Below are 21,835 nucleotides of genomic sequence, written 5' to 3'. Positions count from 1 at the left end.
GCCTATAGCCGATGACAACGCACCCGACAACGCCCCTCCTTGGGCCCCTCTCCGCCTCTCCCGAATGGTCCATCGCACCGTGCCGCCTGCCCTACGCGCCGGCGCTCGAAGCCATGGCCACCCGCGTTGCCGCCATCCGCAACGGCACCGCGCCGGAGGCCGTCTGGCTGGTGGAGCATGAGCCCACCTACACCGCCGGCACCTCCGCTCGCCCCGAAGACCTGCTGGAAACCCGCTTTCCGGCCGTGGCCGCCGGGCGTGGCGGGCAATGGACCTATCACGGCCCGGGCCAGCGCACCGGCTATGTCATGCTCGACCTGACGCGGGACCACGGCACGGTACGCGCGCGCGACGTGCGGGAGTATGTGCGCGGTCTGGAGGACTGGCTGATCCGCGCGCTGGACCGCTTCAACATCCGCGGTGAACGCCGGGACGGCCGCATCGGCATCTGGGTGGCGGACAAGGCGCGCGGCACGGAGGAGAAAATCGGCGCCATCGGCGTGCGCGTCACCCGCTGGGTGTCCTGGCACGGCGTGGCGCTGAATGTGGACCCGGACCTGACCCACTTCGCCGGCATCGTCCCCTGCGGCATCGCCGAGCATGGCGTCACCAGCCTGCACAAGCTCGGCGTGCTGGCGACGATGGAGGAGGCCGATTCGGCGCTGATGGCAGCCTGGGGTGAGGTGTTCGGGTAGCTTCAGGCCCGCGCCGGCCGCCGCTTTGGCACCGAGATCATCCGGTACACCGCCAGCCCCGCAGCCCAGGCGAGCCAGGCCAGCACCGGCCAGGCCAGCGCCATCCAGCCGGCGCGCGCCCGTTCGGAAGCAATCTCATCGGTCGTGGCCAGGAAGGCGGGGTTGGGCACCGCGGTCAGGCCATGCAGCGCCAGCGCCGCCTGCGCCGCCTCCGGCCGCGGCGTGGCGCGGAAAGCCTCCGTCAGGCGCGGTGGGAAGGCGGTGGCGCAGGGGGTCGCCTCGCGCGGCTGGGCGCAGACCAGGAAGGCAGGCACCGGCTGGGTGCGGTCCCAACCCGGCGGCACCACCGGCACGGCGAAGGCGGAAAGCTCCACCGGCGGACCGGCACTGCGGGCGATGCGGCTGCGCGCCTCACCTGCCAGGTCGCTGCGCGCGATGGCCTCAGGGAAGGCCAGGCGGCTGGACTCGGGGAAGGAGGGGGCGGCCGCTACACTTTCCAACCGCGCATCCACCGCGCCGCCGAGCCGGAACCACAGCGCCGCCTCCGCCGCCACGCCGATGAAGCCAAACAGCCCGACCAGCCCGAGCGCGACGAAGGCCCCCGACCGCAAGCGCATCGCCAGCACCACGCCGACCATGAAGGCACCAAGCCCGCCGAGGGCGACCGCAGCCGGAAACGGCAGGGCCAGCACCAGCAACGGCGCGGTGAGGCCGATGGCCGCGAGGGTGAGCAGGCCAAGTCCCAGCAGGCGCGGCAGCGGAAGCGGTGCCGGATCCCCGGTCACCACACGCCCCTGGCCTGATGCGGATGGCGCTACCATGCGATGTTCCTTGCTATTCCCGGCCCGGCGGATACTGGCATGGCGACGCCGCAGGGCAAGGCCGGCGGATGGAAAACGGGCAGCTAAGGCCCGTCCTCCTCCACCTCCCACCCCTGCGCCAGGAATCGCGCCAGGGTGGGTTCGTGCTGGTCATCCGGGTAGGATTCCAGCACCTCGTCTTCCTCATCCAGCACCTCGGTGCCGGTTTCGGTGGTGACGATGACCCGCGTGGCCATTTCACCTTTCATCAGCACCGTTTCGCGCAAGGCGGAAAGCCTCAGCGCGTGCGGATGAAGGCCGGGGCGGCGCCGCCATCGCGGAAATCACCCTCGCGCCAGTTGCGGTCCTTCTGGCCCGCCGCGGCCACTGCCGGGCGACGCGCCGGCTGGTCGCCGGTGCGCGGCGCCTGGCCGGCATTGCCGCGCGGCGCACCCTGACCGCTGCGGCCACCGCCGCCGCCGCCGCCACCGCCGTTACGCCCGCGGGACGGGCTGTTGCGCCCGCGATTGCCGCCGGCCGGCTTCACCGCATCCGGACGCCCGCCGGTGCGGTACATCGGCACGGAGACGTCCTGGCGTTCGTCGGAAGCGGGAATCGAGATGCGGATCAGCTTCTCCACCGCCCACAGCTTCTCCCGCTCATCCGGCGCGCACATCGCAATCGCGATGCCCGATGCGCCGGCACGCGCGGTGCGGCCGATGCGGTGGACGTAGGCTTCGGGGGTGTCCGGCATGTCGTGCTGGATCACATGCGTCACGCCATCCACATCGATGCCGCGGGCGGCGATGTCGGTGGCGACCAGCACCGGGGCACGGTTCGACTTGAAGTCGGACAGCGCGCGTTCCCGCTGGCCCTGGGACTTGTTGCCATGGATCGCATTGGCCGCGATGCCATCGGCTTCCAGGTTCTTCACCACGCGGTCGGCGCCGTGCTTGGTGCGGGTGAAGATCAGCGCGCGGCCAACCCCCTCGCCCTTCAGCAGCTCGGCCAGCTTGCCGCGCTTACGGCCCTGCTCGATGACCACCAGCTTCTGCGTCACACGTTCCGCGGTGGTGGCGACGGGCGCCACCTCGATGCGAATCGGGTCCTTCAGGATCTCGGCGGACAGCTTGGCCACTTCCGCCGGCATGGTGGCGGAGAAGAACATGGTGTGCCGCTTGGCCGGCAGCTTCGGCAGGATGCGGCGGATCGCGGGCCAGAAGCCCTTGTCGAGCATCTGGTCAGCTTCGTCCAAGACCAGCGCATTCACCATGTCGAGGCGCGCGGAGCCCTCATCCATGTGGTCCTGCAACCGGCCCGGCGTCGCCACCAGAATGTCGATGCCGTTCGCCAGCGCACGGCGCTGCGGGCCATGCGGCACGCCGCCGAAGATGACGAAGACGGACAGGCCGAGGTGGCGACCGTAATTCTTCAGGCTGTCGGCGATCTGGCTGGCCAGTTCGCGGGTCGGCGACAGGATCAGCGCGCGGCAGCCGCCACGCGGCGGGCGGCCCTTCGATTCGGCGAGAAGGTGCAGCAGCGGCAGGCCAAAGGCGGCGGTCTTGCCGGTGCCGGTCTGCGCGATGCCCAGGATGTCACGCCCGGTCAGCGCATGCGGAATCGCATCGCGCTGGATCGGCGTCGGGATGGTGTAGCCCTCTTCGGTCAGCGCCTGGAGGATGCGCGGGGAGAGGCCGAGTTCACTGAAGCTCATGAAATACAAAAATCCGGTCAGGCCGCCCGGCGATAGCGCGGGCGGTTGGGTGGCGGTGGGCCAACCCGCGTGCCGGGGCCGGTCCGATGTTGTCCGCAGAGCCACGCCTTTCGGGCGACGGCAGCGCCCCGGTCCGGGCCTCCAGGCGCCAGGTCCCCCATGCTGGGGTGACGGCACCGGGCCCGCTCACGCGGCCGGGGCGCGGCGGGCAAACACCCGCCGACGAGGGGAGAGATAGGGCAGAATCACTCACCCGACAAGGAAATTTCGGCAGTGCAGCATCGCACGCCTCGGAGCGTGATGAGTTGGGGCGGACTCACCAGAAAGCCAGCAGCATGCGGCCAGGTGAGCCTAGCCATCGGCGCGGCGGCTGAATCCCGGCTGGTCCGGCGATTCGGCCGACGTCTCCGTCACCGCGGTGACGCGGGCAAGCAGCGGGCCGCGCTGGCAGGCGGCGATCATGGCCTGCACGGCCTCCGCATCGCCGGCCACCAGGGCCTGCACGCTGCGGTCCGGCCGGTTCCGCACCCAACCTTGCAGGCCGCGCCGCAGCGCCTCCCGCACCAGCCAGTCCCGGTAGCCAACCCCCTGCACGCGGCCGCTGATGGCCAGCAGCCGGGAAATCATCCGGCCAGCCGCACCAGCCGCGCGGCCAGCGCCACATCGGCCGCGGCGGCATCGCGGCGGGCCTGCTTGTCGGGGTCCACGCCCCAGAATTCCTCCTGGAACTGTTCCTCAAGCGCCGCCAGGCGATGCGCCTCGGCAGGGTCGAGATGCAGGCCGACCACAGCGAGGCCGAGCACCAGGCTGCCCAGCGCCGGCACCGCCACGCCCAGCGCCGCCAGGCCGAACACGGATTGCCGCTGCACCGCGCGGTGCAGCGCCGCCAATGCCTCCGGCGGCTGCGAGACCGGCATGATGCCGGTGGTCACGCGCAGCGGTGCATCCAGGTTGCGCGCGGCCCAGGTCAGCCAGGGGTCCCAGGCCTCCGCCTGCCGCACCGCGAGCCGGCTGATATCCGTGCGGTAGCAGAGCAACTCGGATTCGCCATAGCGGGCGATGGCAGCGACGGTGCCCTCCGGCGCCTGCCCGATCCGTTCTTCCGCGGTGCCGACCAGGCGGGTCAGCGGCACGTCTTCCGGCCGCATCTCACCGCCCTTGGCCCCACCGGCGGCCTGCCATTCGGCGGCGACAGCCTCGGCCAGCGGTGCTGCCTGCACGCGCAGCGGCGCACCGCCCGGCAGGCGAACCGGGCGGCCATCCAGCAGGATGGCAAAGCCTTCCTCGGCCGGCGCCGCGCAGGCCTGGTCCCAGAACCGTTTCACGCGTACCGCTTCACGCTGTTCAGCGGTTGCGGGTGACCGCGGCGGAGCGGTTGCTGGCGGCCGGGCGGCGGCGGGTCGGCGTGGTGGCGGCCGGTGTGGTGACGCGGTCCGCGCAGCTTGCGGCGTCGTACGGGTTCAGCACGTTCCGCTCCATGGACATCTCGGCGAGCGAGCTGGCACTGGTCTGCGCCAGGGCCACCTGGAACAGCGGCGTGATGTTCTGGCAGAAGCGCGAGCCCTGGCGGACCCCATCCTGCGACTGCTCATTCGCCAGCGTCGTGATGTAGCCATCGAGCGCGCGCTGACCCTGGGCGCCGGCGGTGCGGCGGAAATGGGTGCGGATGGTGTTGTAGGCACCGCCGAGGTCGCCCTGGAACTTGCGGACGAAGGCGTTGTAGTCGCCGTCTCGCTGGCAGGTGATGGCGGCGACCATCAGCTGGCTCTGCAAGGCGCGCAGCTCGAAGGCCGTGCGCTCATTGGCCTGAACGCAGGACTGGGCGATGGCGGGGCCGCCGATGGCCATGGCGGCGCCGGCGATCAGCAGACGAATGGAAAACTTGCGGCGCATGGCGTTGGGAAACTCCCCTTGGGACCCCCTGCCTGCCGCATCGGCCGAGCCGGCGCAACCAATGTTGCGCTAGCCGATCGCGCGGTGGGGCCCCCCGGCCCCCTGGCGTCCCGTCACAGGCCGTCTCTACAGCATCCCGCCGCGGAAAACAGCCGCGATCTTGTCGCCGATCTTCACAAGATTCCAATCAGGTAGAGCACGATGATGATCGGGATCGGCAAGCCGACCAGCCACAGCAGAATACCCTTCATGACCCACTCCGTAAGGTTACGGTGGGTTCAACGCGGGCCTAGGCCTTTCGTTTCATGCGTTGGAACCGCGCCAGACCGGCCAGCCGGCGATCCAGGAAGGCCTTGGTCGCCGCGTGATCCTCCGAATCATCCTGCAGCCAGAAGGCCAGCGTCGCGCCATAGATGGCCGCCAGCGTCGCCCGCCGTGTGTACCAGGAAAAGTCCGCCGAGGTGTCGCCCGCCGCGGCCCACATCGAATCGGCCGTGCGCGCCAAGGTGCGGGCCGCCGAGGCCAGGTTCCAGGGCAGCGCCTGCAGCGCCAGCGCCCGGCGCACCGCTTCCCGATCCGGCACTGCCTGTTCCAGCCGGATCAGCACGACGCGGCGGATGCGGCGGGGGATCTTCAGGCCAAGCAGGTCTTCCGCGACGGCCTGCGCCGCCATCTCCCGGTCCGCCAGGTCGCACCAAGCCTCGATCGCTTCCACCGGGCCGCGCGGGAACAGCCATTCCTGTTCCAGCGGATCCCGTCCGAGGTCGGTGAGGCCGGCGGCCAGCGCGGCGCGGCTCCAGCCGAGCGCCGGCACATGCGGCAGGGCCGCCTTGATGGCCTGGTCGCGTTCCTCGCTGCGTTCGATCACGATGCATCCTCCTCGGCGGCGCGACTGGCCTGCTGGGCCGCGCGATGCAGATCCTCGTTGAAGCCGAAGCGGGACAGATCCGGCATCCGCATCGGATACAGGATGCCGTCCAGATGGTCCGTCTCATGCTGGATAACCCGGGCGGGCAGGCCCGCGGCCTCCCCATCGACCGGGCGGCCTTCCACATCAACGCCGCGGAAGCGGATTCGTGCGGCGCGCGGCACGGCGCCGCGCAGGCCGGGAATGGATAGGCAGCCTTCCCAGCCTTCTTCCGTCTCCTCCCCCACCGGCTCGATCTCCGGGTTGATCAGGGCGAGGATGTTGCCGGCGCCGCCGCGCCAGACGAAAAGCCGCAGCGGCACATGGACCTGCGGCGCCGCCAGGCCGAGGCCGGAGGCATCCTCCATCGTCTCCGCCATATCCGCGACCAGACGGCGGATTTCCGGCGAAGTGGGGTCTGCCACGGGATCGGCCCGGCGGACCAGGACGGGGTGGCCCATGCGGGCGATCTTCAGAAGGGCCATGGTGGCGGAACGGTCCGATGCGTGCAGGTCCCTACTTAATGCGTATGGCGGGCAGCGGGAGGGGCTTTCGCGTTCCCCGAATCCTATGCTAAGGCATCCGCCCTCGCGCTTGCCGGTCCGGGCCAACTTCCGGATCGGCTGGCGCGCATCCGCTTTTCCGATTCTCATTCATTCGAACCAGGAGGTTCCATCGCGTGCAGGTCGTCGTCCGCGACAATAACATCGACCAGGCCCTGAAGGCGCTGAAGAAGAAGCTTCAGCGTGAGGGTGTGTTCCGTGAAATGAAGCTCCGCCGCCATTACGAGAAGCCGTCCGAGCGTCGCGCCCGTGAGGCCGCGGAGGCTGTTCGCCGCGCCCGCAAGGTGGAGCGCAAGCGGCTGGAGCGGGAAGGCTTCTGATCCCTCCCCGGCGCAGCGGTTCATCCCGCCGCCGGGAACTGGACCAGCCTCCCCTGACGCCCGTCCTCCCCGGCGGGCCGTGACCCTGACAAGCCGAAGCAGCGCGGTGCGGAAACCCTTCCGCCAGCCGCCGCTTTGCGCTGTCCGAGGGCTTTTCGCACCGCATCGACGCGCGTCTACTCCCCGTCTGTGGCAGGGGCAAGCGCGATGGATGGGGTTGTTGATCTGGAACAGGCGCTGGTGGCGCGTGCGAAGCGCGTGCTGCCGGCTGGCGGATTCGGCAATTTCTCGCCCGAGGTGATCCTGCGCGAAGGCCGAGGCGGCCGGGTCTGGGATGCCGCCGGGCGCGAATATGTGGATTTCCTGCTCGGCTCCGGACCGATGTTCGTCGGCCATTGCCACCCGGAAGTCACCGAGGCGGTGCAGCAGCAGCTCGCCCGCGGTACCACCTTCTTCGCCAACAATGAACACGGCATCGCCCTGGCCGAGGCCATCGTCGAGGCGGTGCCCTGCGCGGAGCAGCTTCGCTTCGTCGGCTCCGGCACGGAGGCGGATCTCTACGCCATGCGCCTGGCCCGAGCCTTTCGCGGCCGCGACAAGATCCTGAAATTCGAGGGCGGCTACCACGGGATGAGCGACCATGGCCTGATGAGCCTGGCGCCGAAGCACCTGGCCAACTTCCCCCGCCCCGTGCCGGATTCCGCCGGCATTCCGAAATCCGTCGCCGATGACGTGCTGGTCGCCCCCTTCAACGATCTGGAGGCGGTGACCCGGCTGGTGGAACAGCAGAGCGAGGAGATCGCCGGCATCATCGTGGAGCCATTGCAGCGCCTGATTCCGCCCGTCCCCGGCTTCCTGCAGGGGCTGCGCGACCTCTGCACCAAGCACGGCCTGGTGTTGATCTTTGACGAGGTCGTGACGGGCTTCCGCTTCGCCTATGGCGGCGCGCAGGCATTCTACGCGTGACGCCGGACCTCTGCACCCTGGGCAAGACGATCGGCGGCGGCTTCCCGCTCGCGGCAGTGGCCGGACGCGCCGACATCATGGCGCATTTCGACCGCGCACTCGTCGGCGACGCCGGCTTCCTGATGCAGGTGGGCACGCTGTCCGGCAACCCGGTGGCCGCCGTGGCCGGGCTGAAGACGCTGGAGATCCTGCGCCGCCCCGGCGCCTATGAGGGCGTCTTCGCCACCGGCCGGGCGCTGATGGATGGCATGGCCGCGCAGCTTGCCGAGGCCGGATTGCGGGCGCAGGTGGTGGGCGAGCCGCCGCTGTTCGACGTGGTGTTCACGGATGGCGAGGTGCGGGACTATCGCGCCACGCTGCGTGCGGACCGTGCGGCGCAGGCGCATGTGAACCGCGTGCTGCGGGAAGGCGGCATCCTGAAGGGCGACAGCAAATACTATGTCTCGACCGCGCATGAGCCGCGGGACGTGGACCAGACACTGACGGCCTTCGCGCGGGCCATGGCGACCCTGCCGGCAGCGACAGGCTGAACCACCTGCCAGGGCTGACCTGTCAGGTCAGCCCGAAATGCAAAGCAAGCGCGTGCATGTCATGCGCCGGAATCACGCCGCTGCGGCTGATATCCGACTCCTTCAGGTTCGGCACATAGAGTTGCCAGGCCTCCAGCACGCCGAGGTCCGGCGGTAGCTGGGCGCCATTGCTCACCTGGATTTCCTTCGCCCGCGCAGCAGCGCGGCCGGATGCTGTGGCCGGCGTGGCACTGAGCTTCTTCTGCGGCGCGAACAGGCCCCAGAAGGCCCGGCACTCATCCTTCAGCTTGACCTGCACAAAGTTGCCGAGGTCGTTCCAGTCGATGCAGACGGCGGACATGAAGCGGACCATCGCGCTCATGTCGATGCCATTGAGCTTCGCCTGCTGATAGCGGCCGAGGGCGCCCTCATAGTCTTCCTTGAAGGGCTTCACCGGCGACCACCAGGGGCTGATCCCCCACTGGGTCGCCTGCGCCTTGCCGGCGGTCAGCTTGAACAGCATGAAGTTCTTGGGCAGCGTTTCCACGCGGACGGAGGGCACCAGGAACGCGCTTTGGTGGGAGGCCGGCAGGTTGCCGAAATCAACCATGCTGAGCGATTCATTTATCATCCGACACGCGCCCTCTTCCCCAATGCAAGCTTCCGCATCTTGAAACCCTGCAGGGCTGTCGAACAGATAAAATTACGCTTCGATCAACCCCCCAGCGAGGCCGCCAGGCTGCGCAGCGACAGCAGCATGATGACCACGCCCACCAGCAGCATCAGCTGGCGCGCCGGCACATGCCGCGCCACCAGGGCGGCGAAGGGCGCCGCCAGCACGCCGCCCACCACCAGCCCGAGGATCGCCTGCCACAACTCCAGCCCGATCGCGGTGAAGAAGGCGGCGGTGATGGCGAGCGTGACGAAGAACTCGGCGGCGTTGGTGGAGCCGATGGCAATGCGGGGCACATTGCCGCGCCCGATCAGGGTGGAGGTGACGATCGGCCCCCAGCCGCCGCCGCCCGCCGCATCCAGGAAGCCGCCGCCCAGTCCGAGCAACATGACCGGTCGCCCGGGCCTGGGTTGCGGCGGGCGCCAGGCGCGCCACAGGATCAACCCACCCATACCGAGCAGATAGGCGCTGACCACGGGCCGGATGATCTGCATCGGCAGGGCGGAGACCAGCAGCGCCCCCGCGACGCCCCCGGCGATGCCCGGCAGCGCCAGCCGCGCCACCAGCCGCGCATCGACATTCTTGAGCCGCCAATGGGCGAAGCCGGAGGCACCGGTGGTGAAGACCTCCGCCGCATGGACGCTGGCGCTGGCCACGGCGGGGTGGGTACCGAGCGAGACCAGCACGCTAGTGGCTGTCAGCCCATAGGCCATGCCGATGGCGCCATCGATCATCTGGGCCACGAAGCCGACGGCGACGAAAAGCAGGAACTCGTCCATGCGGACCCTCACCCAGCTTGCGGTCTGGTGCGGGCGCTTCCCTGAAAACCGGCCGCCGCCAGGGCGGCCGGTTCAGTCTTGGCCTACTTCTGCAGGCTCTGCACGATCTGCTGCGTGACCTTCTTGGCGTCGCCGAACAGCATCATGGTGTTGGGGCGGAAGAACAGCTCGTTGTCCACGCCGGCGTAGCCGCTGGCCATGCCGCGCTTGACGAAGAACACGGTCTTCGCGCGCTCCACATCCAGAATCGGCATGCCGTAGATGGCGCTGGTCTTGTCGGTCTTCGCCGCCGGGTTCGTCACGTCGTTGGCGCCGATCACATAGGCCACATCGGCATCCGCGAATTCGGCGTTGATCTCCTCCAGCTCATGCACCTCGTCATAGGGCACATTCGCCTCGGCCAGCAGCACGTTCATGTGGCCGGGCATGCGGCCCGCGACGGGGTGGATGGCGTAGGAGATCTCGGCGCCTTCCTTCTTCAGCAGGTCGGCCATTTCGCGGACCACCTGCTGCGCCTGCGCCACCGCCATGCCGTAACCCGGCACGATGATGATCTTCTGGGCGTTTTTCATGATGTAGGCGGCGTCTTCCGGGCTGCCCGCCTTCACCGGGGCGCGGTCCGCGGTGCCGGCACCAGGACCCGCGGCCCCACCCGAGTCACTACCAAAGCCGCCCAGCAGCACGTTGATGATGCTGCGGTTCATGCCCTTACACATGATGTAGGACAGGATGGCGCCCGAGGCACCGACCAGCGCGCCGGTGACGATCAGCAGCAGGTTGCCGATGGTGAAGCCGATGCCCGCCGCCGCCCAGCCGGAATAGCTGTTCAGCATGGACACCACCACCGGCATGTCCGCGCCGCCGATCGGGATGATCAGCAGGAAGCCCAGCGCGAAGGACAGCAGCGCGATCAGCCAGAACAGGATGGGCGATCCGGTCGCAACGAAGGCGATCACCAGCACCAGCAGCAGCGCACCGAGCGCCGCATTCAGCATGTGCTGGCCCTTGAAGAGGATCGGCGCGCCAGACATGCGCCCGTCCAGCTTCGCAAAGGCGATGACGGAGCCGGAGAAGGTGATGGCGCCGATGGCGAGCCCCAGCGACATCTCGACCAGCGACGCGGCCTTGATGTTGCCGGCAAAGCCGATGCCGAAGCTCTCCGGCGAATAGAAGGCCGCCGCCGCCACGAACACTGCGGCCATGCCGACCAGGGAGTGGAAGGCGGCGACCAACTGCGGCAGCGATGTCATCTGGATGCGTTGCGCCAGCACCGTGCCGATGGTGCCACCGATGGCAAGGCCGGCGAGGACCAGCACGATGCCGCCCGCGCCCATGCCCGGCCGCAGCAGGGTCGCGATGATCGCGATGCCCATGCCGATCATGCCGTACAGGTTGCCCTGGCGGCTGGTCTCGGGGTTGGAGAGGCCGCGCAGCGCCATGATGAACAGAACGGAGGCGACGAGGTAGGCCAGGGTCGAAAGGGTCTGTCCCATGGCTCAGCCGCCCTTCTTCTTGAACATGGACAGCATCCGGCGAGTCACGAGGAAGCCACCGAAGATGTTCACCGAGGCGAGCGTCACGCCGATGAAACCGAAGATCTGCGCGGCCACGCTCTCGGCCAGGCCGGTCGCCAGGATGGCGCCCACCACGATGACGGAGGAGATGGCATTGGTGACGCCCATCAGCGGCGAGTGCAGCGCCGGGGTCACGTTCCACACCACGTAGTAGCCAACGAAGCAGGCCATCAGGAAAATGGTCAGCATCAGCAGGAAAGGCTCGGCAGCCGCGGCGACGGGCGCCGCCGCCTCGGCCAATTGCCGCGCATGCTCGGCGAGCAGCGCGGCGCGGTCAGAGATCGAGGCGGCCTCGATGGCGATCTGTTGCGGGTTCATGGCGCGATCTCCTCAGGCGGCCGGGGACGCGGGGGGCAGCGAGGCATGGACCACGGCACCGCCGCGGGTCAGCTGCACGCCCTTCACGATGTCATCGTCTTCCTTCAGCACCGGCTTCTTCGCGTCCTTGTCCCAGAAGGTGGTCAGGAAGGTCAGCAGGTTGCGCGCATACAGCGCGGAGGAAGCGCCGGAAATCCGGCCCGGCCAGTTGCGGTAGCCCAGCACCTTCACGCCATTGGCCGTGACGATCATCTCGCCCGGAACGGTGGCGGCGCAGTTGCCGCCGGCGTCCGCCGCAATATCCACGATGATGCTGCCCGGCTTCATCGAGGCGACCATCGCCTCATTCACCAGGATCGGCGCCTTGCGGCCCTGCACCAGGGCGGTGGTGACGACGATGTCCTGCTTGGCGATATGGGCGGCCACCACCTCGGCCTGCTTGGCGTAGAATTCCGCGGAAAGCTGCTTGGCGTAGCCGCCTGCGGTCTGCGCTGCCTTGCTCTCCTCATCCTCGTAGCCGACGAAGGTGGCGCCGAGGGACTTGATCTCCTCCTTCGCCGCCGGCCGCACATCGGTGGCGGAAACCCGGCCGCCGAGGCGGCGTGCGGTGGCGATGGCCTGCAACCCGGCAACGCCCGCGCCCATGATGAAGACATGGGCGGCCGGGATGGTGCCGGCGGCGGTCATCAGCATGGGGAAGCCACGGTCGAAGGTGCTCGCCGCCTCCACCACCGCGCGGTAGCCGGCGAGGTTCGCCTGGGAGGACAGCACATCCATGGACTGCGCGCGGGTGATGCGCGGCAGCAGTTCCATGCTGCACGCCTCGATGCCGAGCTGCGCGTAAGTATCCGCCATGGCGCGGTCGGCGCCGAGCGTGCCGATCAGGATGGCGCCGCGCGGGATCAGGGAGAGTTCATCGACCTCACCCTCTCCGGTGCCGAGCGGGGCGCGCACCTTCAGCACCAGGCAGGCATTGGCCAGGGTGGTGCCGACATCGGGCGTCACCTCCGCGCCGGCCTCGGCGTACTGGCTGTCCGGAAACCCCGAAGCGAGGCCGGCGCCGGTCTCCACCGCGACGGTGCAACCCAGGGCGATGAGCTTCTTCGCCGTCTCCGGCGTGGCGGCCACCCGCGTTTCCGCCCCTCGCCGTTCGCGCAATACCGCAACGCGCATCTATGAGAACCCCCCGACTGCCTCGATTCCGAAGTCGGCGCCATATGAAGGCGTGTTGCAAGTCTTGCAAGGATGCCACGTCCCGCCGGGGTGCGGATCGCACCCGGAATGGGGTGGAATAAGGATTGCCGGCGCCACGGGCCGGCGCCCATCCTGCCGCCATGCTCCTGCGCGAACTTCCCGACGGCTCCACCCTGGCGATCAGCCAGCCCATGCATGCGCTGGTTTCCGGCCAGCTCGCCCGCGCCTGGGGCGCACCCGGATTCGCCGCCCTCGACCCGTTCGAGGATGTCGCCACCGCCTGCGCCCAGCATGATGTCGCCTGGATGGGGTGGGAGGTGGCGCCGACGCTGGACCCGGCGACCGGCCTGCCACACAGCTTCCGCGCCGTCGGCGCCCGCTTCCACGCGCCGATGTGGGCCACCGGCGTGGCACAGGCGCTGGCCTGCTGGGGGCCCTGGGTGGCGCTGCTGGTCAGCCGCCATGGCAGCCTGATCTACGGCAGCTACACGGACCGCCACCAGCTTGAGCCCGCGGATGCCGAGGCTGTGGCGCATTACCTGGCGGAACAGGCGGTGTTGCAGCGCGACCTGGCGGCGCAGCTTGGCGCCACCGCGGCGCAGGTGGAAACGGCCGGCGCACTGGTCGCCGTGACGGATGCGCTGAGCCTCGCCGTCTGCGGCGGGGTGGAGACCATTGGCGGGGTCGGCACCGCGCCAATGGCGAATGGCAGCCAGGCGAAGCTGGCGCTCCAGGAAGGCGCCGGCGTGATCTCCATCGCCCCCTGGCCGTTCCGGCTGGCCGAGGTGACGCTGCAATGGCGCGCCCGGCGCCTGCCGGAAGCTGCGCGCTGGACGGATGAGGCGACCATGCGCGCGGACCTCGCCGTGGCGCCGGTACAGGCGCTGTCCGCGCGGCTGGTGCCAGGCTAAGGGCGCCCCGCGTGCGGTTTTGCGGCGGACCGGTTATGCTGGGCGCTGACCACCCGATTGAGGACCCCCCCCTTTCATGACCCTCCCCGGCCTTTCCCGCCGCGCGCTCCTCGGCGCCGCGGCCGCCCTGCCACTCGCCAGCCCCGCTCTGGCCCAGGGCGCCTGGCCGCAGCGGCCGATCCGCATCGTCGTCCCCTTCGCGCCCGGCGGCGCGGTGGACATCACCGCGCGCCTTCTGGCGGAACGGCTGCAGCCGATTCTCGGCCAGACCATCACGGTGGATAATCGCGGCGGCGCGGGCGGCAATATCGGCGGCGATGTCGTGGCCAAGGCGCCGAAGGATGGCTACACGGTGCTGCTTGGCACGGCCACCATCCTGGCCGCCAACAAGTTCCTGTTCCGCCGCTCCATGCCCTTCGACCCGATCCGCGACCTCACCCCGGTGACGCGCGTGACCACGGGCACCGTGCTGCTGGTGGTGAATGCCAGCCGGCCCTGGCGCAACTTTGCGGAACTGGTGGCGGCAGCGAAGCGTGAGCGCGGCGCCATCACCATGGGCTCCTCCGGCTCCGGCACGGTCAGCCACCTGACACTGGCCCGGATCAATGCGGCAGCGGGCATGGAGATCACCCATGTGCCCTATCGCGGTGGCGCCCCCGCCATTGCCGATCTGCTGGCCGGCAACATCGACATGATGTTCGACGTCATCCCTGCGCTGATGCCGCATGTGCGGGAAGGCCGATTCCGGGCACTCGCCGTCGGCTCCGCCGAGCGGGTCGCCTATGTGCCGGAGCTGCGCGAGGTGCCCAGCATGAAGGAAGTGCTGCCGAACCAGGGCATCGACATGCAGAGCTGGTACGCCGTCAACGCGCCGGCCGGCACGCCGGAGGCAGCCGTCACCCGGCTGCACCAGGCGCTGGTGCAGGTCGCACGCTCCGACGATTTCAAGGCACGCATGGAGCCGCTGGGCTTCACCCCGGTCTGGGACGAAAGCCCCGCCGCCTATGGCCGCTACCTGCAGGAGCAGGAGGCCTTCTGGAAGGGCCTGGTCGAGGCCTCCGGCGCCACGCTGGATTGATCCCTTCGGCCGGGGCCGCAAGCGGGAACGCTTCGGTCCCGGTCGAAGCACGGCACGGAGGGAAGCGGGCAGCCTGTCGTTATGGAACAACTCGCCACCCCCGCCTTCATCGGCCTGGTCTTCCTGCTCGCCGGCGCGGTGAAGGGGCTGATCGGGCTGGGCCTGCCGACCATTGCCATCGGGCTGCTGGCGCTGGCGATGCCGCCGGCCGAGGCCGCGGGCCTGCTGGTGTTGCCCTCCCTCGTCACCAACATCCTGCAGGCCAGCGGCCCGGCGTGGCGCGCGCTGCTGCGGCGGCTTTGGCCGATGCTGCTGATGCTGGTGCCGGGCACGCTGGCGGGAATCGGGCTGCTGACCGGCGGTGGCGCGCTGGCGATGGGCCTGCTCGGGCTGGCGCTGGCCGTCTATGGCGGCTGGGGGCTGCTGGCGCCGCCATTCCGGCTGGCGGATCGGGCCGAACGGCTCAGCGCCGCGCCGGTCGGGCTGCTGGGTGGGCTGGTTACGGGGGCCACGGGCGTTTTCGTCATGCCGGTGGTGCCCTGGCTCGGCGCACTGGGCCTGGCGCGGGATGCGCTGGTGCAGGCGCTCGGCATCGCCTTCCTGGTGGCGACCCTGGCCCTGGCCCTGGCGCTGGCGGTGCAGGGCAGCTTCACGCCGCTGGCCGCCGGCCAGTCCCTGCTTGCATTGCCGCCGGCGCTCGCCGGGTTGGCGCTGGGCAATTGGCTGCGCGGCCGCATCCCGCCCGCGCTGTTCCGGCGCATCTTCTTCGCCAGCCTGCTGGCCCTCGGCGCGCATCTCGCCTGGCGCGGGCTTGCCTGAGGCGGCGGCTGGCGCCACAGATCACGCCATGCCCGAGCCCGATTGCCGCCTCTACCTCATCACCCCCCCTGCCCTGCCGGACCTGCCCGGCTTCGCCGAGGCGCTGGCCCGCGCGCTGGATGCCGGCGATGTCGCGGCGTTGCAGCTTCGCCTGAAGGATGTGCCGGACGAGGCCGTGCTGCGCGCCGCGGCGGCGCTGATTCCGGTGGCGCAGGCACGCGGCGTGGCGGTGCTGATGAATGACCGCATGGATCTGGCGAAGCAGGCCGGCTGCGACGGCGTGCATCTCGGCCAAAGCGATGGCGACCCAGTGGCGGCCCGCAAGCTGCTGGGGCCGGAGGCGATGATAGGCGTGACCTGCCATTGCTCCCGCCATCTGGCGATGGAGGCCGGGGAGGCTGGCGCGGATTACGTCGCCTTCGGCGCCTTCTTCCCGACCGGCACCAAGGAAACGCAGCACCAGGCGGATCCCGAGCTGCTGGAATGGTGGTCCGAGATGTTCGAGATCCCCTGCGTCGCCATCGGCGGCATCACCGCGGCCAATTGCCCGCCGCTGGTCCGCGCCGGGGCGGATTTCCTGGCCGTGGTCGGCGCCGTCTGGAACCATCCGGAGGGGCCGGCCGCCGGCGTGCGGGCGATGAACGCCGCCATCGCCTCCGCCTGAAGCCGGAAGCGACCGCAACGGGCCGAGGCGCCCGCAACCCGAGCATCATCCTCCGCCGCCCGCAATCCGGCCAGTACGACATCTGGATCGGCCATTACGATCGCGGGTCCCGCGTGCCGGCGCAGCTGCGCATTTCGGAAGTGCCACCGAACTGAGTCCCGCTTCGCCACATTCCACCCCACATGCCCAGCTCCCCAATAGCGGAGGCCCGGCGCCCATGGACGAATTGACCTTCCACACCCGGCTGCACCGCCCGGGCAGCATCCTGGATGTGGGCGCGCATGACGGGCTGCTGACCCTGCCACTGTCGCGCCTGCCCGGCGCGCGGGTGCTGGCCTTCGAACCGCTGCCAAGCGCCTTCGCCCGGCTCGAATCCGCCATCCGCGCCGGCTACGGCGCCATCCCGCCGCATGTCGAACTGCACCCGGTGGCGCTCGGCGCCGAGGCCGGCAGCCTGACCCTGTCCGTGCCGGTGCTGGACGGGGTGCCGCAGGAGCAATGGGCCTCCACCGCCAAGACCTATGACAGCTTCGGCTCCGTCACCGTGCTGCGGCATGAGGTGGCGGTGACCACCATCGATGCGCTGGACCTGCCCGACCTGCAGCATGTGAAGCTGGACGCCGAGGGCTTCGAGGAGGAGGTGCTCGCCGGCGCCCGCGCCACCCTCACCCGCTGCCGCCCGGTGCTGAGCCTGGAGGTGGAGGAACGTCACCGCCCCGGCAGCACGCGGGACGTGCCGGCGCTGCTCGCGGGCCTCGGCTACGAGACCTGGTTCGCCCTGGACGGCGCCTGGCATCCGCACGCGGAGTTCGACGCCGCAACCATGCAGGTGGCCTCCCCCGACCCGGCGATCTTCGCGGCCAGCGAGCCCTACATTTTCACCTTCTTCGCCTGGCCGGCAGAACGCAGCGCTGAAATCCAGGCGGCGCTGTCAGCCGGCTGAAGCGGGCGCCGCGAGCAGTTTCTGCGGCGGCGCCAGGGCCGCCTGCGGGGCGCGGGGGATGGCAGGCAGCCAGAGCACATCCTCGATCTCGGTGGCCCCGCTGGCCAGCATCGCCAGCCGGTCGAAGCCCAGCGCGATGCCGGAGGCGGGCGGCATCCCGGCCCCCAGCGCCGCCAGGAAATCCTCATCCACATCCCAGCCGGCCTCGCCGGTCTCGGCGCGCCGCTGCGCCACGTCGCGTTCGAAGCGGGCGCGCTGTTCCACCGGGTCGGTCAGTTCCTCGAAGGCATTGGCCAGTTCCAGCCCCGCCGCGAACAGCTCGAACCGCAAGGCGACGCGGCCATCCCGCGGGTCGCGGCGGGCCAACGCCGCCTGCGGGGCGGGCCAATGGGTAAGGAAGGTGGCGCGGCCGCGGCCGATGGCGGGTTCGATGTAGCGCATCACCAGGCGGAAGAACCCATCCTCCCAGCTGTCGCTGTCCGGCACATGCAGCCGCGCCTTGGCGGCATTGGCGCGCAGCTTCGCGGCATCACCCTCCCCGGTCGCGGCATCGATGGTGCCGAGGATGTCCAGGCCGCGGCAATGGCGGCTGAAGGCCTCCGCCATGGTCAGGCGTTCGAAGGGCAGCGCGAAATCGGCGGTGACCTCGCCTTGCCCGACCAGGCCGGGGCAGACGGAGCGCAGCAGCAGCTCCGTCTCCTCCATCATCCCGGCCAGGGTCATGTCCGGCGCGTACCATTCGAGCATGGTGAATTCGGGGGCGTGATGCGGGCTGGCCTCCCCATTTCGCCAGACGCGGGCGAGCTCGAAAACCTTGCCTGCCCCGCCCACCAGCAGCCGCTTCAGCGCCAGCTCCGGCGAGGTCCGCAGCCACAGCGTGCTGTCCCGGCCGATGCCGAGATGCGGGCGGTATTCGGTGGCGAAGCCGCGCAGATGCACCTCCATTCCCGGGGCGGGGACCAGGCAGGGGGTCTCGACCTCCATATAGCCGCGGGATTCGAAGAAATGGCGGGTGGCCGCGGTCAGCGCCGCGCGCCGGCGCAGGAAGGGCAGCCGCGCGGCCAGTCTTTCGCGGGTCCAGGCGCGTCGCGGGGTTGCGGGTGCGATCGGAGCCTCGGGCATGGGCGCGGTCCCCCTTGTTGTGGCTTGGAGGTTGGGGTTTAGCAGGCCGAACCATGCCCCATTCCGCCGCCGCCCGAAACCATTCCCGCACCTTGCGCGATACCGCCGCCCTGTCCGAGGCCGGGCTGCTGCCGCCCGAGGCCGATCTGGCGGGGCTGGAGGCCGTGCAGGCGCGGTATGCCATCGCGGTGACGCCGGCGATGGCTGCGCTGATCGACCCCGCCGACCCGCGCGACCCGATCGCCGCGCAATACATCCCCGACCCGGCGGAATTGCGGACCGCACCGCATGAGATCGAGGACCCGACGGCGGATGCGCCCTTCACCCCGGTGCCCGGCGTAGTGCATCGCTACCCTGACCGCGCGCTGCTGAAACCACTGCTCGCCTGCCCGGTCTATTGCCGCTTCTGCTTCAGGCGGGAGGTGGTGGGGCCGGACGGCGGGCTTCTGACGACCGAGCAACTCGAAGCCGCCCTCGCCTGGTTCGAACGCACGCCGCAGGTGCGGGAGGTGATTCTGACGGGTGGCGACCCGCTGATGCTGAGCCCGCGCCGCCTGGCCTGGCTGCTGGAACGGCTTTCCGCGATTCCGCATATCGAGATTCTGCGGATCCACTCGCGGGTGCCGGTGGCCGATCCGGGGCGGGTGACCGCGGCGCTGGCGGCGGCGCTCACACTGGAAAAGCCTCTGTATCTGTGCGTCCACGCCAACCATGCGCGGGAATTCACGACGGACGCGATGGCGGCGCTGCGGCTTCTGACCGGGGCGGGGGTGGTGCTGCTGGGGCAATCCGTGCTGCTGCGGGGGGTGAATGACTCGGCCGCCGCATTGGAAGACCTATTCCGGGCAATGCTGCGCGGGCGGGTGAAGCCGTATTACCTGCACCAGTTGGACCCGGCCCCCGGAACCGCGCGCTTCGAGGTGCCGCCGGAGGAAGGGCGGGCGCTTCTGGCCGCGCTGCGCTTCCGGGTGACGGGGCTGGCCTGGCCGACCTATGTGCAGGAAAGGCCGAATGGTGGGGGGAAGGCGCCAATCGGGCCGAGCTTCGCGTAATTCAGCCCCGCGCCCCACTCGTCTGCGCGCAAAAGCTTTGATTAAGCGAGGGTATCGGCGTAAATTCCGGAGACGCGGGGAAACACAACGACCGAGCTGCTCAGACTTGCTGACGTCTTCAAGTCAGTTGGCCAACCAACCGTCACCTATGTCAAACGGGATAGCGGAAATTTCGAGCGAAAATTGAGACTCGCCCTCGGGCAATCTGGCCAGTTGTGCCTCCTGACTGGACCATCCAAAACTGGCAAGACCACGCTGTATCGAGAGGTACTTGCCTCACGAGGCGAGATCCCTCTGATCGTTCAATGCGATCGGCAGACTAAACTGGAAGACGTTTGGCTACACGCCCTAGAAGGTATCGATTTTGAACGAGCAGAGTCAAGGCAGACCGCTTCTTCTGCAAAAGGTTCGGTCGAGGCCGAACTCTCGCTGAAATTAGGATGGGCATGGCTAGCAGAAAAGGCAGCCCGAATTAAAGGCACCATTACAGGAGAAAAAAGCGAGTCTGAGTTAAAACGAAAAATTCTCGCGAGCCCGGGGCCGGATTTACTTATTCCGGCACTCAAGCATACAAATTATGTCTTGGTTATTGAAGATTTTCATTATCTTGCAGAAGACGTAAAAGTAATTCTTTTCCAACAATGGAAAAGATTTGTCGACAATGAGGTCTCCGTCTTGGTGCTTGGCACCACACACCGAGCAGTCGACATAGCAAACAGCAATCGCGACTTGGTAGGTCGGATCGCTCAGTTTGATGTAGGAAGCTGGGCAGTTGAAGACTTAGAGAAAATCATATCGCAAGGCTTTGACTATTTGAACATAAAAATCACGCCCGACCTCAAGAATTTTATCGCGATGGAGTCGGTTGGCCTTCCTCTCGTTACGCAACAAATTTGTCTTGAAATGCTTACGTCTCTTCCCGCCGAATACATTGACGAGGTTAGCGGACAAAAGATCGCGCTGGACCGTACAACCGTTGGCGGCAGCATGCATACCGTAGCCAAAAATCGATTTACTCAGTTTGAATCGTATTACTCCACTCTGATCAAGGGTCCGCGTGAAGGGGCAAGAAAATACAAGACATACGAACTAGTTCTTGCTTGCTTCACACTTGACCCAATCAAGTTTTCACTGAGCCGAATGGAGATCGACCAGCGACTTGGCAAGCTCAAGCTCGCGAGCTCTGACATTCCCCCTCAGGCATCTCTTAATTCCACTCTGGGCGCGCTTAAGAAATTTCAGGAACGTCGAGGGTTTGAATTTCTCGAATGGCGTCCGGCAGAAGACATTCTCTACATTATTGAACCGTCTTTCCTGTTCTATGTCCGCTGGCGAACAATGAAGGGCACTGCTCAGAAACAGATGGATCTTTTCGAGCAGCTTCTATCGAGCACGTCGGGGTGGTTTACTGTAGATATTGGAAAAACAATTCTGGAAACTGAAATTTGGTCAAGAGAAGTCGATGTCAAGGCCCTACTTCGACGTCGACCGAAACCCGCAGAATAGCACCTTGATGGCACGCCTTTCGACGTGCGTACGCACTCGACAATGCGGCTTGAGCGGCGGTTGTCCCGCTGCAGGTGCAGACCGCCTGCGATCGCCTGATCCGTGCCTATGCCCAGGCCGGGCACCTGGCCACCATCGCCTGCTGAAGGTTGCCCGAAAGGTTGCCCCTGGCCGCCCGCCGTTGTATCCGCGCCCCCACATTTCCACCGCTTATTCAGGACTACGCAAGCCATGGCGAAGATGCAGGCCAACCAGATGCGTGCCGGCATGGTCATCGAGTTCGAGGGCCAGCGCTACACCATCATCCGCCAGAACATCATGATCCCGGGCAAGGGCAACGCGATCATCCAGGTGGACATGCGGAACATCAAGACCGGCTCGAAGAAGGATCAGCGCTGGCGCACGGCGGATACGGTCGAGCGGCTGATGACCGAGGACAAGGAGTTCACCTTCTCCTACGCCGAGGGCGAGATGATCGTCCTGATGGACCCCGAGACCTACGAGCAGACGCAGGTTCCGAAGGAAATCCTCGGCGACCGCCTGCCCTTCCTGGTCGAGAACATGACCGTCGGCGTGCGCCTGATCGAGGGTGAGCCGGTCGCCATGACCCTGCCGGAGCAGGTGACGCTGGAGGTGGTGGAGGCCGATCCGGTGGTGAAGGGCCAGACCGCCACCAGCAGCTACAAGCCGGCGATGCTGTCCAACGGCGTGAAGACCATGGTGCCGCCCTTCATCACCGTGGGCGAGCGGATCGTGGTGAAGACCGAAGACGGCAGCTACTACGAGCGCGCCAAGAGCTGACGCGAAAGCGTCAGCTCTTGGCTGTATTTGTTGC

At 68.2% G+C, this 21,835-nt stretch carries 26 protein-coding genes; 12 read left to right on the top strand and 14 right to left on the bottom strand.

What is annotated here, in order from left to right; all coding sequences use genetic code 11:
• The first annotated feature begins 11 nt into the window (after positions 1-11).
• Entirely contained in the window at positions 12-695 is a 684-nt protein-coding gene (lipB, locus tag ACFHNC_RS05770; protein WP_437168269.1) for a lipoyl(octanoyl) transferase LipB, read from the top strand.
• Between the two features lie 2 nt (positions 696-697).
• On the opposite strand, the gene ACFHNC_RS05765 is transcribed toward lipB, so the two are convergent.
• The 8 genes from ACFHNC_RS05765 to def form a co-directional block, all read right to left on the bottom strand.
• Positions 698-1,480: a hypothetical protein gene (locus ACFHNC_RS05765; protein ID WP_437168268.1), complete on the bottom strand. Its 783-nt coding sequence runs from the start codon at positions 1,478-1,480 to the stop codon at positions 698-700.
• Positions 1,481-1,599: 119 nt separating this feature from the next.
• Positions 1,600-1,752 (bottom strand): hypothetical protein, encoded by a 153-nt coding sequence (locus ACFHNC_RS05760; protein ID WP_437168267.1) that lies wholly within the window; start codon positions 1,750-1,752, stop codon positions 1,600-1,602.
• 41 nt (positions 1,753-1,793) lie between these two features.
• Positions 1,794-3,209 (bottom strand): DEAD/DEAH box helicase, encoded by a 1,416-nt coding sequence (locus ACFHNC_RS05755; protein ID WP_437168266.1) that lies wholly within the window; start codon positions 3,207-3,209, stop codon positions 1,794-1,796.
• Positions 3,210-3,560: 351 nt separating this feature from the next.
• Entirely contained in the window at positions 3,561-3,836 is a 276-nt protein-coding gene (locus tag ACFHNC_RS05750; RefSeq protein WP_437168265.1) for an acylphosphatase, read from the bottom strand.
• Positions 3,833-4,534 carry an ATP12 family chaperone protein gene (locus ACFHNC_RS05745; protein WP_437168264.1) on the bottom strand — a complete coding sequence of 234 codons (702 nt, stop codon included), beginning with the start codon at positions 4,532-4,534 and terminating at the stop codon, positions 3,833-3,835. The genes ACFHNC_RS05750 and ACFHNC_RS05745 overlap by 4 nt, the downstream gene beginning before the upstream one ends.
• Before the next feature lie 19 nt (positions 4,535-4,553).
• The gene (locus ACFHNC_RS05740) at positions 4,554-5,102 is read right to left on the bottom strand and encodes a hypothetical protein (protein ID WP_437168263.1); all 549 of its coding nucleotides are present in this window, start codon (positions 5,100-5,102) and stop codon (positions 4,554-4,556) included.
• A gap of 289 nt (positions 5,103-5,391) precedes the next feature.
• Complete coding sequence (locus ACFHNC_RS05735; RefSeq protein WP_437168262.1) at positions 5,392-5,970, bottom strand: COQ9 family protein; 579 nt, start codon at positions 5,968-5,970, stop codon at positions 5,392-5,394.
• Complete coding sequence (gene def / locus ACFHNC_RS05730; RefSeq protein WP_437168261.1) at positions 5,967-6,494, bottom strand: peptide deformylase; 528 nt, start codon at positions 6,492-6,494, stop codon at positions 5,967-5,969. Before def ends, ACFHNC_RS05735 begins: the two co-directional genes overlap by 4 nt.
• 194 nt (positions 6,495-6,688) lie before the next feature.
• On the opposite strand from def, the gene rpsU reads away from it, so the two are divergent.
• From rpsU to ACFHNC_RS05715, 3 genes are all read left to right on the top strand, one after another.
• Positions 6,689-6,892, top strand: a complete 204-nt coding sequence (gene rpsU / locus ACFHNC_RS05725) for a 30S ribosomal protein S21 (RefSeq protein WP_007006360.1) — start codon at positions 6,689-6,691, stop codon at positions 6,890-6,892.
• Positions 6,893-7,099: 207 nt separating this feature from the next.
• Complete coding sequence (locus ACFHNC_RS05720) at positions 7,100-7,858, top strand: aspartate aminotransferase family protein (RefSeq protein WP_437168260.1); 759 nt, start codon at positions 7,100-7,102, stop codon at positions 7,856-7,858.
• Entirely contained in the window at positions 7,855-8,388 is a 534-nt protein-coding gene (locus ACFHNC_RS05715; protein ID WP_437168259.1) for an aminotransferase class III-fold pyridoxal phosphate-dependent enzyme, read from the top strand. The genes ACFHNC_RS05720 and ACFHNC_RS05715 overlap by 4 nt, the downstream gene beginning before the upstream one ends.
• Before the next feature lie 22 nt (positions 8,389-8,410).
• On the opposite strand, the gene ACFHNC_RS05710 is transcribed toward ACFHNC_RS05715, so the two are convergent.
• The 5 genes from ACFHNC_RS05710 to ACFHNC_RS05690 all read right to left on the bottom strand — a co-directional run bounded on the left by ACFHNC_RS05710 (position 8,411) and on the right by ACFHNC_RS05690 (position 12,884).
• On the bottom strand, positions 8,411-8,977 hold the full coding sequence (locus ACFHNC_RS05710) for a hypothetical protein (RefSeq protein WP_437168258.1): 567 nt from the start codon (positions 8,975-8,977) through the stop codon (positions 8,411-8,413).
• Positions 8,978-9,081: 104 nt separating this feature from the next.
• A complete protein-coding gene (locus tag ACFHNC_RS05705) occupies positions 9,082-9,819 on the bottom strand; it encodes a sulfite exporter TauE/SafE family protein (protein ID WP_437168257.1) in 738 nt (245 codons plus the stop codon).
• Positions 9,820-9,902: 83 nt separating this feature from the next.
• Positions 9,903-11,312, bottom strand: a complete 1,410-nt coding sequence (locus tag ACFHNC_RS05700; RefSeq protein ID WP_437168256.1) for an NAD(P)(+) transhydrogenase (Re/Si-specific) subunit beta — start codon at positions 11,310-11,312, stop codon at positions 9,903-9,905.
• Between the two features lie 3 nt (positions 11,313-11,315).
• On the bottom strand, positions 11,316-11,711 hold the full coding sequence (locus ACFHNC_RS05695; protein ID WP_437168255.1) for an NAD(P) transhydrogenase subunit alpha: 396 nt from the start codon (positions 11,709-11,711) through the stop codon (positions 11,316-11,318).
• 12 nt (positions 11,712-11,723) lie between these two features.
• Complete coding sequence (locus ACFHNC_RS05690; RefSeq protein WP_437168254.1) at positions 11,724-12,884, bottom strand: Re/Si-specific NAD(P)(+) transhydrogenase subunit alpha; 1,161 nt, start codon at positions 12,882-12,884, stop codon at positions 11,724-11,726.
• Between the two features lie 161 nt (positions 12,885-13,045).
• Here ACFHNC_RS05690 and ACFHNC_RS05685 point away from each other — a divergent pair, with 161 nt between their 5' ends.
• The 5 genes from ACFHNC_RS05685 to ACFHNC_RS05665 all read left to right on the top strand — a co-directional run bounded on the left by ACFHNC_RS05685 (position 13,046) and on the right by ACFHNC_RS05665 (position 17,320).
• A complete protein-coding gene (locus ACFHNC_RS05685; RefSeq protein ID WP_437168253.1) occupies positions 13,046-13,816 on the top strand; it encodes a DUF3891 family protein in 771 nt (256 codons plus the stop codon).
• A 76-nt stretch (positions 13,817-13,892) separates the two neighbouring features.
• Positions 13,893-14,894 carry a Bug family tripartite tricarboxylate transporter substrate binding protein gene (locus ACFHNC_RS05680; RefSeq protein ID WP_437168252.1) on the top strand — a complete coding sequence of 334 codons (1,002 nt, stop codon included), beginning with the start codon at positions 13,893-13,895 and terminating at the stop codon, positions 14,892-14,894.
• 81 nt (positions 14,895-14,975) lie between these two features.
• Positions 14,976-15,713, top strand: coding sequence for a sulfite exporter TauE/SafE family protein (locus ACFHNC_RS05675; protein ID WP_437168251.1), 738 nt, complete (start codon positions 14,976-14,978; stop codon positions 15,711-15,713).
• A gap of 28 nt (positions 15,714-15,741) precedes the next feature.
• Entirely contained in the window at positions 15,742-16,377 is a 636-nt protein-coding gene (gene thiE / locus ACFHNC_RS05670; RefSeq protein WP_437168250.1) for a thiamine phosphate synthase, read from the top strand.
• 217 nt (positions 16,378-16,594) lie between these two features.
• Positions 16,595-17,320: an FkbM family methyltransferase gene (locus tag ACFHNC_RS05665; RefSeq protein ID WP_437168249.1), complete on the top strand. Its 726-nt coding sequence runs from the start codon at positions 16,595-16,597 to the stop codon at positions 17,318-17,320.
• On the opposite strand, the gene epmA is transcribed toward ACFHNC_RS05665, so the two are convergent.
• Complete coding sequence (gene epmA / locus ACFHNC_RS05660; RefSeq protein WP_437168248.1) at positions 17,309-18,442, bottom strand: EF-P lysine aminoacylase EpmA; 1,134 nt, start codon at positions 18,440-18,442, stop codon at positions 17,309-17,311. The two genes, ACFHNC_RS05665 and epmA, sit on opposite strands and share 12 nt — an antisense overlap.
• A gap of 53 nt (positions 18,443-18,495) precedes the next feature.
• On the opposite strand from epmA, the gene ACFHNC_RS05655 reads away from it, so the two are divergent.
• From ACFHNC_RS05655 to efp, 3 genes are all read left to right on the top strand, one after another.
• The gene (locus ACFHNC_RS05655) at positions 18,496-19,494 is read left to right on the top strand and encodes a lysine-2,3-aminomutase-like protein (RefSeq protein WP_437168247.1); all 999 of its coding nucleotides are present in this window, start codon (positions 18,496-18,498) and stop codon (positions 19,492-19,494) included.
• A 183-nt stretch (positions 19,495-19,677) separates the two neighbouring features.
• Entirely contained in the window at positions 19,678-21,000 is a 1,323-nt protein-coding gene (locus tag ACFHNC_RS05650) for a hypothetical protein (protein ID WP_437168246.1), read from the top strand.
• Between the two features lie 231 nt (positions 21,001-21,231).
• On the top strand, positions 21,232-21,801 hold the full coding sequence (efp, locus tag ACFHNC_RS05645; protein WP_305670775.1) for an elongation factor P: 570 nt from the start codon (positions 21,232-21,234) through the stop codon (positions 21,799-21,801).
• Positions 21,802-21,835 lie beyond the last annotated feature (34 nt).

Source organism: Falsiroseomonas sp. E2-1-a4 (genome assembly GCF_051433165.1).
In the GTDB taxonomy this organism is placed as follows: domain Bacteria; phylum Pseudomonadota; class Alphaproteobacteria; order Acetobacterales; family Acetobacteraceae; genus Falsiroseomonas.
The sequence above is the reverse complement of the archived record's forward strand: the minus strand, read 5'-3'. Positions and strand labels throughout refer to the sequence as shown.